The sequence below is a fragment of the Acinetobacter sp. YH12235 genome (assembly GCF_013417705.1).
Taxonomy (GTDB): Bacteria; Pseudomonadota; Gammaproteobacteria; order Pseudomonadales; family Moraxellaceae; genus Acinetobacter.
In genome coordinates this window covers 146,590-162,060 of the sequence record NZ_VPDL01000001.1, presented here as the reverse complement: position 1 = coordinate 162,060, position 15,471 = coordinate 146,590, and the positions used below count along the sequence as shown (strand labels likewise).

At 42.6% G+C, this 15,471-nt stretch carries 14 protein-coding genes; 5 read left to right on the top strand and 9 right to left on the bottom strand.

The window, feature by feature from the left end; translation table 11 throughout:
- Positions 1 to 15 precede the first annotated feature (15 nt).
- Positions 16 to 1,236: a chloramphenicol efflux transporter CxpE gene (cxpE, locus tag FTV13_RS00805; RefSeq protein ID WP_180010672.1), complete on the bottom strand. Its 1,221-nt coding sequence runs from the start codon at positions 1,234 to 1,236 to the stop codon at positions 16 to 18.
- A 135-nt stretch (positions 1,237 to 1,371) separates the two neighbouring features.
- On the opposite strand from cxpE, the gene purM reads away from it, so the two are divergent.
- The gene (gene purM, locus FTV13_RS00800; protein ID WP_159124044.1) at positions 1,372 to 2,442 is read left to right on the top strand and encodes a phosphoribosylformylglycinamidine cyclo-ligase; all 1,071 of its coding nucleotides are present in this window, start codon (positions 1,372 to 1,374) and stop codon (positions 2,440 to 2,442) included.
- Between the two features lie 5 nt (positions 2,443 to 2,447).
- A complete protein-coding gene (gene purN, locus FTV13_RS00795) occupies positions 2,448 to 3,077 on the top strand; it encodes a phosphoribosylglycinamide formyltransferase (RefSeq protein WP_179992669.1) in 630 nt (209 codons plus the stop codon).
- A 63-nt stretch (positions 3,078 to 3,140) separates the two neighbouring features.
- On the opposite strand, the gene FTV13_RS00790 is transcribed toward purN, so the two are convergent.
- Positions 3,141 to 3,944: an alpha/beta fold hydrolase gene (locus FTV13_RS00790; RefSeq protein WP_179992668.1), complete on the bottom strand. Its 804-nt coding sequence runs from the start codon at positions 3,942 to 3,944 to the stop codon at positions 3,141 to 3,143.
- A complete protein-coding gene (gene sppA / locus FTV13_RS00785) occupies positions 3,941 to 4,963 on the bottom strand; it encodes a signal peptide peptidase SppA (protein ID WP_180010670.1) in 1,023 nt (340 codons plus the stop codon). Before sppA ends, FTV13_RS00790 begins: the two co-directional genes overlap by 4 nt.
- A gap of 127 nt (positions 4,964 to 5,090) precedes the next feature.
- On the opposite strand from sppA, the gene FTV13_RS00780 reads away from it, so the two are divergent.
- Positions 5,091 to 6,065 (top strand): lysophospholipid acyltransferase family protein, encoded by a 975-nt coding sequence (locus FTV13_RS00780; protein WP_179992666.1) that lies wholly within the window; start codon positions 5,091 to 5,093, stop codon positions 6,063 to 6,065.
- On the opposite strand, the gene FTV13_RS00775 is transcribed toward FTV13_RS00780, so the two are convergent.
- From FTV13_RS00775 to FTV13_RS00765, 3 genes are all read right to left on the bottom strand, one after another.
- Positions 6,054 to 8,513 carry a DNA internalization-related competence protein ComEC/Rec2 gene (locus FTV13_RS00775; protein ID WP_159124048.1) on the bottom strand — a complete coding sequence of 820 codons (2,460 nt, stop codon included), beginning with the start codon at positions 8,511 to 8,513 and terminating at the stop codon, positions 6,054 to 6,056. The genes FTV13_RS00780 and FTV13_RS00775 overlap by 12 nt on opposite strands.
- An 84-nt stretch (positions 8,514 to 8,597) precedes the next feature.
- Complete coding sequence (lolD, locus tag FTV13_RS00770; RefSeq protein WP_159124049.1) at positions 8,598 to 9,281, bottom strand: lipoprotein-releasing ABC transporter ATP-binding protein LolD; 684 nt, start codon at positions 9,279 to 9,281, stop codon at positions 8,598 to 8,600.
- Positions 9,274 to 10,509, bottom strand: coding sequence for a lipoprotein-releasing ABC transporter permease subunit (locus FTV13_RS00765; RefSeq protein WP_179992665.1), 1,236 nt, complete (start codon positions 10,507 to 10,509; stop codon positions 9,274 to 9,276). Before FTV13_RS00765 ends, lolD begins: the two co-directional genes overlap by 8 nt.
- A gap of 26 nt (positions 10,510 to 10,535) precedes the next feature.
- Between FTV13_RS00765 and FTV13_RS00760 the strand changes: the two genes are divergently transcribed.
- Positions 10,536 to 11,099, top strand: coding sequence for a PilZ domain-containing protein (locus FTV13_RS00760; protein WP_159124050.1), 564 nt, complete (start codon positions 10,536 to 10,538; stop codon positions 11,097 to 11,099).
- 20 nt (positions 11,100 to 11,119) lie between these two features.
- Here the strand turns inward: FTV13_RS00760 and FTV13_RS00755 are convergent, their stop codons facing one another.
- The gene (locus FTV13_RS00755; protein ID WP_159124051.1) at positions 11,120 to 12,013 is read right to left on the bottom strand and encodes a DMT family transporter; all 894 of its coding nucleotides are present in this window, start codon (positions 12,011 to 12,013) and stop codon (positions 11,120 to 11,122) included.
- Between the two features lie 15 nt (positions 12,014 to 12,028).
- On the bottom strand, positions 12,029 to 12,514 hold the full coding sequence (locus FTV13_RS00750; RefSeq protein ID WP_159124052.1) for a YaiI/YqxD family protein: 486 nt from the start codon (positions 12,512 to 12,514) through the stop codon (positions 12,029 to 12,031).
- A 249-nt stretch (positions 12,515 to 12,763) separates the two neighbouring features.
- Between FTV13_RS00750 and FTV13_RS00745 the strand changes: the two genes are divergently transcribed.
- On the top strand, positions 12,764 to 13,696 hold the full coding sequence (locus FTV13_RS00745; protein WP_159124053.1) for a hypothetical protein: 933 nt from the start codon (positions 12,764 to 12,766) through the stop codon (positions 13,694 to 13,696).
- 598 nt (positions 13,697 to 14,294) lie between these two features.
- Here FTV13_RS00745 and serC read toward each other — a convergent pair.
- Complete coding sequence (gene serC, locus FTV13_RS00740) at positions 14,295 to 15,377, bottom strand: 3-phosphoserine/phosphohydroxythreonine transaminase (protein ID WP_166137710.1); 1,083 nt, start codon at positions 15,375 to 15,377, stop codon at positions 14,295 to 14,297.
- Positions 15,378 to 15,471: the final 94 nt, after the last annotated feature.

Here is a 15,471-nt window from a genome sequence, read left to right as displayed (position 1 = left end):
ATGATTCTGATGGCCTTATGAGTCTTTATGAAGAGGTACATCCATCTTACTTGATTTCTCTCCCTCTTGCAGTGGTTTTGCTTCTGACTTTTTCATTTCAATATCAACATCTAAGTCTGAAGTTTCTACGCTTATGGAACCTGTAGCCGGATCATTCATAATGACAGCCTGATTTCCATAAAAGTGTGTATGTTCGTAATATTCACGTGCATGTCGCAATAGAACCACAATGACGGCTGCAACCGGCAATGCAATCAGCATTCCCATGAAACCCGCCAGTTGAGCACCCGCCAGTACCGCAAATACAACTGCTACTGGTGATAAGCCAATTTTATCGCCAAGCAGGAATGGTTGCAGTACATAACCTTCTACCGCCTGACCGACCATAAAGACCACACCAACCAGAACCAGTTGCCACCAGTCAATCCCAAACTGCAGGAAAGTTGCAATCACAGCCGCAATAATACCGACAGCAAAGCCCAGATAAGGAATAATACTGGCCAGGCCTGCCACCATACCGATAATCAAACCGACTTCAAGACCAATCAGTTGTAAGCCCACTGCATAAACAATTCCCAGCAGAATCATCACCAGAAACTGTCCTTTGACAAAGGCGCCCAGCACACTGTGGCATTCACCTACAATTCTTAAGGTGCTTTCTTCATAAGGGCGTGGAATCAGGCGACGCAAGCTTTCCAGCATACGATCCCAATCCAGCAGGAAATAGAATGCAATAATTGGAATCAGGACAATCGTACCGCCAATCTGCAAGAAGTTAATTCCAGATTGTGCAAGGCGTAGCAGGAAGGCCTGAATACTGTCAGCACTATAATTGGTTTGCACATAGTCCATGACCACATCAGAAATCTGTGTGGTATCAATTTCCATTTCAACGACATTGAAGGTATTCGACAACCATGGCAAAAAGGTTGAATTAATCCAGCCAATGACCGCAGGTATATTGTCACGCGCATAAATCAGCTGCTGCCAGATCAACGGCACCAGATACCAGATCGCCAGGATCATAACGATCCCGATTCCAGTAAAAACGATACTAATAGAGAGCCAACGCGGCAGACCGATATCGTGCAGTTTATCTACCAGCGGGCTGAACAGATAAGCCATTAAAAACGCTGCAACAAATGGAATTACAACGGGTTTTAGTAAATATAGAATCCACAACAACAAAGCTATCCCAGCTAGGATAAACACGCGACGCAATGTGCGATCTACCATAAAGTTTCGCCTTCTCTCTATTAATCGTTATAAAAAGTAAAATATTTTAATAAAGATAGCATTTTAGGGCATAAATACCATAAGAGTTTTGCATATTCAGGTTATAATCCCCCGCGCGAATGCGGAGACTTCATTATGAGCAACTCAACTTCTACCCCAAACACTGGTTTAAGCTACAAAGATGCAGGTGTCGATATTGAAGCGGGCGACGCGTTAGTCGACCGAATCAAGTCCGTCGCTAAGCGTACTAAACGTCCTGAAGTAATGGGCGGATTAGGCGGTTTCGGCGCCCTTTGTAAAATCCCTAAAGGTTATGAAGAACCTGTTCTCGTATCAGGCACAGATGGTGTTGGTACAAAATTACGTCTGGCACTGAATTTGAACCGTCATGACACCATTGGTCAAGATCTGGTTGCAATGTGTGTGAACGACCTTCTCGTTTGTGGTGCTGAACCACTCTTCTTCTTGGACTATTATGCGACTGGTCACCTAAATGTGGACGTGGCTGCAAATGTCGTAACAGGAATCGGTGCTGGCTGTGAACTTGCAGGCTGTGCACTGGTTGGTGGTGAAACTGCTGAAATGCCAGGCATGTACGAAGGTGAAGATTACGATCTTGCAGGCTTCTGTGTCGGTGTAGTTGAGCAAAGCAAAATTATTGATGGCTCTAAAGTAAAAGCGGGTGATGTACTTATTGGTGTTGCATCTTCTGGTGCACACTCAAACGGTTATTCGTTGCTTCGTAAAATTCTTGAAGTTAAAAATGTTGACCTGAATCAAATCGTTGATGGTCGTCCACTTGCTGATGTTGCAATGGAACCAACACGCATTTATGTGAAATCTATTCTTGAACTGCTAAAACAGGTTGATGTACATGCGATGGCACACATCACGGGTGGCGGTTTGCCAGGCAACCTGCCTCGCGTATTACCAAACGGTGCTCAAGCAGTCGTAAATGAATCTTCTTGGGAATGGCCTGAGCTGTTCAAACTCCTTCAACGCGAAGGCGGTGTAGAACAGTTTGAAATGTATCGTACCTTTAACTGTGGCGTAGGTATGGTTCTTGTTGTTGATGCAGCCGAAGCAGACAAAACTGTAGAGTTACTCAACGGTTTGGGTGAGAAAGCATGGACCATGGGTCATATTGCAGATAATGCCGAGTCTGTAGAAGGCGCTGACGAAAAAATCCGTGTGATCTTCGCGTAATTCGCATGATTAAAATTGCTGTACTTGTTTCAGGCAGTGGATCGAACCTGCAAGCCCTGATAGATGCCAATCTGTCAGGGGAAATTGTCGGAGTGCTTTCCAACAAGCCTGAAGCATTTGCTTTAGAGCGCGCTCATAAAGCAGGAATTCCGACCGCAGTCATTGAACATAAGCAGTATCCAAGCCGGGAAGCTTTTGATGATGTCATGCATCAGCAGCTTCTGGACTGGGATGTTGATCTAGTGGTACTTGCGGGCTTTATGCGAATTTTAAGTGAAAAATTTGTGAAAGCCTGGGAAGGGAAAATGCTGAATATTCACCCTTCTCTTTTGCCACATTACAAAGGCATGCATACCCATCAGCGTGTCCTGAATACTGGTGATGTTCTGCATGGTTGTACAGTGCATTATGTCACTCCTGAACTGGATGCCGGCCAAGCCTTAGCACAGGGTGTGTTAAAAGTATCGCATCAAGATACGGCTCACACTTTAGCTCAGCGGGTACATGTACTGGAACATCTGATTTACCCACAAGTGGTAGAATGGATCTGTAATGGGACAATTCAACATACTGAACAAGGTGTGTTGTATCGTAATGCAAAAATGCAAGAACCTGTTCAATTCTGCAAATTCTAAAAGTCCAAATATAAAAAACGCATCCTCGGATGCGTTTTTTTATTTCTTTAGATGAGGTGAACTTTAAGCAGACAGTTGCTGAATCAGTTGTTTGACCAGACTCGCTACTTGCTCAGGCTGCTCTAATGGGAACATATGCCCACCATCTACTACTGTAAATGGAATGCCAAATTTCTTTTGCACTTGCTGCGGAAATCTGCGCGCCAAAAATGGACCTTTCTTGGCAACCACCAGATGTACTGGTACTTTTGGTTTTGCCTGAGGTAACCACCATAGCGATGGATTGGTTCTAAAGATATTCACTTCATCCATTTTAGGAATAGTGAGTTCAACTCCACCTCGAACCGGATCATCCTTTAAAGCATAGTCAATATAAGCCTGGAAGCAATCTGCATCAAAATCCTGATAAAAGCCTTTTGGACGTAACAGTTCAGCTGCCTGTTCCCGAGACTCCCAATGATCACGACGGCGTTTCGACAAACCTGCAGGTGACATCTGGTCCAGTGCTTTTAAGCGAAAAGTTTTTGCAATATGCAACGCAAAGGCTTCTTTGCCCATGATCATCGGCGGATCAAGCATAATCATTTGCGAAAAAAGTTCCGGACGCTGTAAGGAGGCCTGAAAACTCAGGACTGAACCTAATGAATGCCCCAAACCAATTACCGGACGTCCATGAGATTGGCGCACAATACTGTCAATCACCTGCTGAGTCAGACTTTTCCAGTGATTATCAATCGGATAACGCTTATCAGGCCCTAATAACGGCACATAGATAATATCGTAATCATCTTGTAGTCCTTCAAACAGCTTTTGATAGACTTTAGATGGCACGCCATTGGCGTGCGCAAAATGAATCAATGGTTTCATTGTAAGGTCGTTTTATTTTCTGACTGAAGTTTCTGTGCCACTGAAGTTGCAATTCCTTCACCAATCGATGAACCCATACGACCCAGTACTGACTCAAATGGACTATATTCAATAGTGTAGTTCAGTGCTTTTTCAGTTTTTAGTTCACGCTTCAAAGTATTTAAACTGCCAATACGGTCTGCAATACCCAATTTCACCGCCTGTTCACCGGTCCAGAATAGACCTGAGAAAATAGCAGGATCAGTCGATTTTAATTTAGCTCCACGTCCCTGCTTTACAGCATTAATAAAGTGACCATGCACATTATCCAGCACACCTTGTACATGCGCTTTTTGCACAGGATCAACCGGCTGTGTCATGGACAGCAAAGCTTTATTTTCACCTGAAGTCATGGTGCGGTCTTCAACTCCAAGTTTTTGCAGCAGGTTATTCACACCATAGTTCGGCATGATCACACCAATTGAACCGACCAGACTCGATGGATTGACAATGATTTCATCTGCAGCGGATGCAATATAGTAAGCACCAGAAGCTCCGGTATCACCAATCACGGCATAGAGTTTTTTCTCAGGATGCTGTTTTTTCAGATACTGGATTTCCTGCCAGATTTCATCTGACTGGACTGGTGAACCACCCGGTGAATTAATATTTAAAACAACAGCCTTACTTTGCTTGTTTTCAAAGGCTTTTTTGAGTGATTTGATGGTATTGCTACTATTTACGCTTTGCTTGTCTGCGGCAATCGTGCCAATAATATCAACCACAGCAATGTGTGCACCTGCGCCTGCACTTGGATCAGAAGCACTCATGCTACAGCCTTTACCCAGCGCAAGAATGACAACCAGCAGATAAGCAAAGGTTAGAAATTTAAAGAAGATCCCCCAGCGACGTGCCCGTCGTTGCTCTTCTACTGAAGCTAAAACTGCTTTTTCCAGCAGTTTCCATTCTGGGCCAGTCGGTTTAACTGGTTGTTGCGTATTTTGTATTTGATTTTCAGGTTTTGGTGGCCAATCGGACATAAATAATCCAATAAATTAATTTATATTGAACCCATTATATACACCGAAAAGGGTAATTCTGTCTAAAGAAACCGTTTTCGCCTATAATAAGTGCTATTCTTTTTTATTTTATCAATATTACAACTCAATGACTGAACGCAGCTCAAAGAATTCAGCTTACGGTTTACTCAAATATATTAGCCGCCAACCGCTTTCAGTTTCCCGATGGATTGCGCGTATTCTTGCCTTAATCGTTAATATTTTTAAAGTTTCTAAAACTTCTGATGTAATTCGCCTGAACCTTGAGATCAGTTTGTCTGAACTGTCGACACAGGAAAGAGAACGGATTACCCGTGCCGCGATTCGCAATGAACTGATGTCTTATTTCGAATTTTTCAGTATTTGGGGTTCGAGTAATCAGAAAAATATTGAGAGAGTGCATAAGGTTATAGGCGAAGATTTACTGCATGATGCCTTGGCACAAAATAAAGGTCTGGTACTAATTGTGCCGCACTTTGGCACTTGGGAAATCATGAATGCCTATGTTGCGCAATTCACTTCAATGACCATCATGTATAAGCCTGTAAAAAATCAGGCAGCGGATCAGTTTGTACGTGCAGCTCGTAGTCGCGAACAGGCCAATCTGGTGCCGACAGATGAGTCTGGTGTACGACAGATTTTCAAAGCCTTGAAGCAAGGTGGCACCACTGTCATTCTGCCGGATCATACACCCAACGTTGGCGGTGAATATATTCCTTACTTTGGTGTTCCTCTAGCTACCAGCAATCTGAGTGCCAAGCTGATCCAGAAAACTAAAGCTCGTGCCCTGTTCCTTTATGCCCTGCGTAATGAGGATGCTGGCTTTGATATTCATATCGAGGCCATAGATGAAAAAATTTATCAGGGAAATGCTAATCAAGGTACAGGCATCATCATCAACACGATTGAAAACCTGATTCAGCGTCATCCTGAACATTATCACTGGAGCTATAAACGCTTTAGAGCTCACGAAGATCTGGGAAATATTTATAAGCTTGATCATAACCAAGCTTTGTCCAAAGTGAACCAGTTAAAAACTTCTAATCTGGCTGCTGTTGAACCATCTCTAGAATCAGTCAGTTAGATTTTGTTTTTGTAACCATTTCCAGCGACTTCTTTCAGTTTCTAGAATGATTTGAGTTCCTTGCTGATGAAAATGCAGGCTGCCATGCTCTGCTGTAGTCAATAGAGGAATATCCAATTCTTTGAGACGCTGTTGAGTCAACTGACTTGGATGCCCGTAACGATTAAATTTTCCAGCAGACGCAATCGCCAGTTTAGGACGATAGTGCTGCAAGAATTGATAAGCTGAACTGTGCTGACTGCCATGATGGCCTAAGACCAAGACATCCACTTTTAAATCGGGGTAGTCTTTGAGTAACTGATATTCAGTCTGCCAACCTGCATCTCCCATCAGCAGAAAATTCTGATAAGGCCAGACATCTTTGAGCTGCAAATACACTACACAAGACAGGTCATTTTTATTGAAATTAGCAGTATTTAATTGTTCTAGTTTTGGTGCAATGACCTTAATCTGCACATCATTCTGCCATTGCCACCGCTGTCCCTGATAACATAATTGAAAGTTTGAAGAGGCTGCAGTTTCGGTCACTTCATTGGCATAGATATTCTTAATCTTGAGCTGGTCTTTAATGCTGTGATAAGCACCACTATGGTCCTGATCCAGATGCGTTAAAATCACCTGCTCCAGTTGAGAAACACCTTGTACCGACAGAAATGGCATGATTACCTGCTTCCCAATACTAAATTTTTCCTCATCATAATAACCGCCCATATCGATCATCATGTTATGAGTTCCATAACGAAAGAATATCGCCTGCCCTTGCCCGACGTCCAGCACCGAAAGCTGAAATGGCGGATGATTAAATTGAGGAACACAAACTGGTACCGCCGCGACAGCTATCCAGGATTTTGGTAATACGCCTCGTGGTAAGAATAAAATCAGCAAAGACAGAATACATAGCCCAATCATCCAGTGATTCATTGCAACTGGAATTAACTGCGGTTTAAACCAGTGATCCAGCAGATTTAAGAAGCCCAACAGGATATTCAGCAACAGATCATTAAGCTGAAATAGCATGCTTGAGACCGGTTCAGCGATAAAAAAGAGAATTGCTGCCAGAATATCGATCGGTACAATCAAAAGACCGATCCAGGGAATTGCGACCAAATTGCTGAACGGTGTGATCCAGGCAATCTGCTTAAAAAACAGCATCATTAAAGGAAATAAAGCGAGAAAGATTTTCCACTGTGATTCCACTAGCACTTTAGCTGCAAAATACAGTTTTTGTATTGCTGTCTGATTTTGCTCGGATGGTCGCTGTTGAATGGTCTGATAAATTCTGAGCAATACAAAACAGGCCCCATAGGATAGCCAGAAAGCCGCGGACAAGATACTAAAGGGATCAATGAATAACAGTAAGGCGGCGCTCAGAATCAGAAGTTTTAAAGCCTGCAGATTTTGTCGAAGCAGCATGAGGATGACACCAATCATACAGATCAGCAGAGTGCGGATTGCCGGGATTTCAAAACCCACAAAGGCACAGTACAGCACCACACAAAACAGAAAAGGTAAAGCCAGAAAATACTGGCGTGGCCATCTTAGATAAAGCTGAGGCATACTTCGTGCGACAAGTAGCCGAAGCATAGTACAGACCATCAGGGCAAAGATCAGCACATGTGGTCCGGAAATCGCCAGTAAGTGACTCATACCCATACGTCGAAATTGCTGTTCAGTTGCAGGATTTAAAAGGCTTTCATCTCCGGTGAGCAAAGCCAGAAGCAAACCTTTATTTTGTACAGGTTGTCGTGCTATGAACTCTCTTAATTGCAGCCGCTTCTTCTCTACCCAAAGTAGAAATTGCTGAGTTAAAGCTCTTTGCTCTCGAATAAACTGACTATACCCCAGTGTAGAAACAGTAGCTGAATCAAGTTGCTCTATCTGTTTGATCCGGAAACCTGCCATCATATTCTGTTGCAGTGCCCATTTTTCAGCATCAAAAGCACCGGGCGTTGCATAACTGTGATTAGGACGTACCTGCCCTTGCAGCCGGTAATAATGCCCCAGTTCAAGTGCATTATTTTCATGATTCGCTGATAGTTGTGAAGTATTCGATGAGGTTTTAGGTAGAAAACCCATCCAGGTTACGGTGCGTCCATCGAGGTTTAATACTTCCAAAGGCTGCTGGATGGATTGTTCACCGAGTTTATTCAAGCGTTTGACATAAACGATAATGTCTTTCTGCAGTACTTCATGCTCGACATTCAATAGCCGTTGGCTGAGCTGTTGATTGGCATAACCATATCCCAAAAATGTCCCGAGTAGAATACAGGTACTTACCAGCAATCCTTTATGTAAGGGCTTTTTCAGAACAGTATTGAGCTTGGAACTACAGAAATAAAAGAGCACAGCAAGAAATATCACTGAGATTGAATTCAACTCAATATTCAGAAAAGATTTTCCCATACTGGCAAGGCCTAAAATCCAGCCCAGACACAACCATTGCAACATGAAGATTTTCTTTTTTATTATTATTTTCAGGCAATAATAAAGCCCACCGAAGTGAGCTTCAATTAAAGAAGATTATTTCTGTAATTAGTCATTCATCCATAGACCATCACGCATATGTAGAATCCGGTCTGCCGAATGTGCCAATTGTTCATCATGGGTCACAATTAACATGGCCATATTGAATTCACTACGTAATTCAGTCAGCAACTCAAAGATTTTATCGGCTGTTTTACGGTCCAAGTTACCTGTTGGCTCATCTGCCATCATTAACTTCGGCTTGGTCACCACGGCACGAGCCAGTGCTACACGCTGACGCTCGCCCCCTGAAAGTTCGCCCGGTTGATGGGTTAAACGATGGGTTAATCCAACACGCTCCAGCAAGTATTCTGCCTGCTGTTTAGCCTCTTTAAACTTGACGTTTTTACGAAGCATTAAAGGCATCGCGACATTTTCTAGTGCAGTAAACTCTGGCAATAAATGGTGGAATTGATATACAAAGCCCAAATTTTCATTACGGACATAGCCGCGTTCTGCTTCAGATAAATTGTCAAAACGGCGGCCATTGACCATCACTTGTCCGGCAGAAGGACGATCCAATCCTCCCAGAATATGCAACAAGGTACTTTTACCGGAACCACTTGAACCGACAATAGAAACAAATTCCCCGGCCTTTACCTGCAATGAAATCCCTTTGATCACATCAACCGTAGATTTTCCATCTGTAAAAGATTTCTCGATATTTTGGGCATCCAGAACCAGATTACTCATAACGCAATGCCTCCGCCGGTTGAATTTTAGCAGCACGGAATGCTGGATAAATAGTGGCTAGGAAACTTAAGGCAAGTGACAGAACTACAATCACGACCACATCCTGCCAGCGCAGATAAGAAGGTAAATAGTTGATGAAGTAAGCATCAAACATATTCAGGCCAAGTGAATTGTTTAACCAGCCAATAAAACTACTAATACTGGTGGCGGCAATAATCCCGAGAATGGCACCCGCACAAGTTCCGATTACGCCGATCACAGTACCTTGAACCATAAAGATTCGGGTAATCGTGGCAGGTGAAGCACCCAAAGTACGTAAAATTGCGATGTCGGATTTTTTATCTGTGACCACCATTACCAGTGAAGACACGATATTAAATGCTGCGACCAGGACAATCAGGAATAATAATAAGCTGACCATTGCTTTTTCCATCTGAATTGCGCTGAACAGATTACCGTGGGTATAAGTCCAGTCAGAGGCATAGAAGTTACCCGGTAAATCACGCACAATTTCCTGAGAAACCTGAGGCGCTGCGAAAATGTCATCCAGCTTCATACGTACGCCTTGTGCACCATCTGGCAGACGTAACAAGGTTGAAGCATCGTTCAAGGCAATATAACCCATCATCGAATCAACTTCTGCACCAATGCTGAAGATCCCAACCACTTTAAAGCGTTTAAAACGTGGCACAACACCCGCTGGTGAAGGCGTCGCTTCAGGTAGAACCAAGGTAATATTATCGTTCAAGCCTACGCCCATGGCATCTGCCATCTGTTTGCCTAAAACAATCCCAAATTCACCTTTTTTCAGGTTATCAATACTACCCTCGACCATATGGTTCTGGATGATCGAAACTTTCTTCTCATACTTTGGTTCAATTCCGCTGACCATAATTCCGGCAACTTGCCCTTGAGCCGTGAGCATCCCCTGTAACTGGGTAAAAGGAGCCACACCTTGAACGTGTTCATGCCGCTCAATCTGCTTTGCAAGTTCAGGCCAATTTGTTAGAATTTGCGTCGAAGAAACAGTGGCTTGAGGAACCATCCCCAAGACGCGATTTTTCAACTCTCGGTCAAAACCATTCATGACAGACAAAACTGTAATGAGGACTGCTACACCGAGCGTGAGACCGATCATTGAGACCAATGCGATAAAAGAAATGAAGTGGTTACTACGCCGTGCGCGAGTATATTTCAACCCTATATACAGCGAGATTGGTTTGAACATAACCATCTAGTCCGAGGTAATAAATTATGGAAAATGTACAGCATCCAAACGGATTCACTGAAAGACGAGTCCTGTCTCGAATCGATGCTGCTTTACGAATCAATTATCAGATTATTTCCGATGATGTTGCCTTGAATGATCCTTACGATGCTAATTTCGTATTGCCCCGCTATTTTCTACTACTTGCAGAGCTAGATCAATTTGATCATGCTGTTAACTACGAATTAGAACAATTATCTGAAAAAGATCAACAAATTGCTCGAATCTTATCCTTATTCAACCAAAAATTAAACCTTATTACCGGTTCTTTGTATGACGCAATTGTACAAAGCATGTTACCTGTACCGGAACATGTGAACTTTTCAGAGACTGGTTTTAGCTTCTTTAGTGATCAGCCGATTAGTGAAGGAACCTATCTGCATGTGACTTTAAGTCACCCGGAAAACTTCTTCCACATCGCGGCAACCGCTCAGGTGGCCTACAGTCGTGCAGAAGAAAACGGGAAATATCGTACGGGTGCTTATTTCATTACCCTGCATCCTCAGGATCGCGTCAAACTGGGCGAATGTGTGAAAGCCAGCTTTGCTTAAGACTGGTATCTATCTTTTTATTAAAGGCGGGCTTTATAGCTCGCCTTAATTTCTTTAGCGAAATAAACCACTAAGCCAAACAATAAGATTACTACACCCACCAAAGCAATGAGCGGCAATTTTTCATTATTCAATAATACACCTACCAGCAAGGCCAGCATCGGTGTCAGAACGGTGGTTAAAGATAGAGTCGTCGGCTTAATCTTCTGTACCAGTTTGAAATAACAGAACATCGCAATCAGTGATGCCATAATTACCGCATATACCAGACCAAATAAGGACTTGGCATGTGGCATAGCAGTGGGTGCGTATTGCCAGATAAATGGCAACATACCCAGAGAAAAAACGACTGACAAACCAATCGAACCGGCCGCCTGTGCCATAGGATCAATTGGTGCATTGATTTTCTTCACCCAGAACATAGATACGCAATAAACTAATACACCAACCAGAGCGATCACGATTCCAATTGGCTGTATATGCTGATCTGCATCACCTAGACAGATCACCGAAAGTCCGATTAAAGCGATTCCCATTCCCAGCCATTGATTTAGCGAAAGTTGCATCTGAAAGACAAAACGCCCAATCAGACCTGAAATTAGGGGTGCCAAGCCGAACATTAAGGCAATGATGCCGGAACTTAAATAATCCGTAGACCAGTAAGTAAAAATTTGCGAGCCGATAAAACTGCATGCACCCGCCAAGTAACTATGCAGGGAAACACGATCAAGCGGTAATCTGGTTTTAAATAACCACAATAATCCTAAGGCCAGAGGCAAAGCCAAAAAGAAGCGGATCGCCAATGCCCACATCGGATGCAAATCTTCCACACTCCAGACAATCGCCAGTGGTGTGGTGGACCAGATGAAAACCAGCAAGGCATAGGTCAACATCAGGTTACTTTTTGGGGGCATACTTGATCTCGTTTTTTATTTAATCGCAGTTTTACGTTTCTGTTTTTGAATGGTTTGATCTAGAGAGCTGGAAAATTCACGTTTATCACGTTCAGAAATCGGCGGTGGGCCACCGGTTTGTACACCAGCCCCCCGCAAGGTATCCATAAAATCACGTAAATGTAGACGTGCTTTGACGTTAGCCACTGTATAGATTTCGCCACGCGGGTGAATCGCGATACCGCCCTTCTCGATGACTTGAGCAGCCAAAGGAATATCCTGCGTCACCACAATGTCATGCTCTTTCATACGATCAACAATTTCCTGATCTGCTGCATCTGCCCCGCTCATCACCTGAATAGAATTGATACGAATCGACGGTGTAATCCCTACCGGCTGATTAGCCACAAAAGTGACTTCAAGCTGATAACGATCGGAGGCACGGATAATCACATCTTTCAGAATACGAGGTAATGCATCTGCATCGACCCAAAGTTTGAATGGCAACACACAGCTTTCCATAAGGGAGAAATTTGGACTAGTGTAGCAAATCAGAGGATGCAGGTTGATGCCTAAAACTGCTCTTTCTCTGAATATCCTGGTATTTAAATACTCAACTCAACCGTATTAAATGAGTCAGCCACTCACAACTAGAAAAATATTTGACTTCACATGATTTGCATTTTAATTTTTAAATTCATTCGAGTGACTTGAAAAATCGTAATGACCCTCGATTAACTATAAATAAGTCATCCAAGATCAATTGTGCATATGAAAAAACAGAATAGCCCAGAGATCATCACTATTGATGATCAAAATTTCGGTAGTCATGTCGAACATTGGACCTTGCTTACTGAAAACCCAGGCACAGATGTTCCCCAGTGGTTAGGCAAAGCCCTTGACGCACCTGTAATGCCGATGGGCTTGTGTACACAAGAATGCGATATGGATGAAACCACCTGGCTGATTCAGGGACCGAGCAAAGCTGCGGTACAATTAAGCCAAGTGATTGCCGTAGAAAATAACAAGCCACAGGCTGTGAAAACCGCATTTCCGGGTTTTGACAGTCCCTACCAGGTGAAAGCCACGATTGACCGGATTATTTCTTGTAAATCCGACACCCAAGCTGTGTTGCGTCTCAATCTGGGTGCCAACAATATCATCTATGCCTTTGATACGCTGTACAGCGTCAACCGGTCGCATTATGAAAAAGACCAGTCTTATATCGTCAACTTAAATGCTTGGGCTTATGAACTGGAAGTGGTGACTGACCATGAACATTTAGTCGTGGATGATCCTGCCTCTATCAAACATCACCGTGCCCTGAATGCAATTCTTGCGGAAAATAATGGTGTTGCACCGGATAATTTACAGGAACAGATCGATGCTTGGGAGCCGAAATCTGAAGAAGACAAAGAACCGGTAACGGTTGATTTCTCCAAAATGGTCGCTTATCTCTATGGTGAGACCATGGGTCAGGAAGATGAAGCCTGGTTCCAGGGCAATATTGTCGGTAAAACTTCAATGCAATTTATGGATCAGGACTACATGCTCTATGATGTTACCCTGATTCATGATGAAGGCCAGCCGGCTACCTTGATCCGTGTAGCCACCCGCAATGACAAGCATAAAGATTTCCAGATTGGTCAATATATTCGGGGCAATCTGTGGATTCAGGCCAATATCTATCGAAAAGCAGCTTAAGCTGAATATCCAGATCGGAGGCTCATATTTTTATATGAGTCTCCTGTTTTTTATTTATTTTAGTGCGATATTCTCTCAATTCTGATTATTTTTTATCCACAATTGAAATCAGAATTAATGGATTTTGAATTTATTAAAAATAGATTTATCCACAGATTTAAATTCAAATAAATTCATTTTCAATGTTATCTTAAACTGAATAATCATATTAAAACATTATAAAAATAATGACTTAATATAATAGTTCTATTTTTATGAATATATTGAGGCCAGTTATTTAAATAAAATTAATACTTTATGAAGTTTAGTTAAGAATGTACTTTATTTAATCAATTTTTTATGGTAAAAATACGATCAACAAATAATCATTTACGATAAATAGATCGGATAATAAATATCTATGAAAATCGTTCAAGAAGAAAATTTACAGCAGGTTGAGCATCATCTTGGCTCGCGTTATCAGCTTGATATGATGTCATGCCTATTTTTCGTATTGGGTATGCTCATTTGCGGCTATATCTTACATAACTTTGTTTTTTAACCCGAATTAAATGATAAAAAAACCCGGCCAATTGCCGGGTTTTTTAATTCTCAGGAATTAAGCATTGCGTTTAGCAAAGTCATCCATGAAGTTTACCAATGCCTGTACACCTTCTAACGGTACGGCATTGTAAATGCTGGCACGCATACCGCCTACTGAACGGTGGCCGGCAAGGTTAAGCAAATGGTTTTCTTTTGCTTCTTGCAGGAACTGTTTTTCAAGTTCAGGATTTGCCAAGGTAAATGGAACGTTCATGATTGAACGGTTTTCTTTGGCAATCGGATTTGCATAGAAGTCGCTAGAATCGATATAGCCATAAAGCAATTCAGCTTTTTGCAGGTTCACTTTATGAATCGCGTCTACACCGCCCTGTTCCAGTAACCATTCAAATACCAGACCAGATAGATACCATGCATAAGTTGATGGTGTGTTGACCATCGAACCATTTTTCGCTTGATCTGCATATTTCAGGATGCTTGGAATTTCAGGTTTAGCCTGATCAAGCAGATCTTCACGGATAATAACCAGTGTTAAACCTGCAGGGCCAATATTCTTTTGCGCACCGGCATAGATCAGACCGAATTTAGAAACATCAATCGGTGCAGACAGAATGCTTGAAGAGAAATCACATACGAGTGGCTTATCAGTTTCTGGCACATGGGCAAATTGCAGACCGCCAATAGTTTCGTTATCTGCATAATGCACATAAGCGGCATCATCAGAAAGATTCCATGTGCTTTGATCAGCAATCGCTAATTTACCATCTTCAGTTTTAATGCCTGCTTCAACCACATTGATATCGCCATAGCGTTTAGCTTCTTTCAATGCTTTTTCAGACCAGATACCGGTACGGATATAGTCAGCTTTGTTGTTTTTACCCAGCAAGTTCAATGGAATTGCCGAGAATTGCAAAGATGCACCACCCTGCAAGAACAGTACTTTATAGTTCTCAGGAATATTCATGAGTTTGCGAAGGTCTGCTTCTGCCTTTTCCGCAACTGCAACATAGTCTGCACTACGGTGGCTCATTTCCATGATCGAAAGACCTTTGCCCTGCCAGTCAAGCATTTCAGCTTGAGCCTTTTCAAGTACGGCAGTAGGTAATGCAGCAGGACCAGCACAGAAGTTGTACGCGCGCATGATTTTTCCTTTCAGAGTGAAACACAATAAAATGATGGCATTTAACCATATCTGGACGCCGCTTGCACAAAATTATTTCTATCCAAGAATGAAG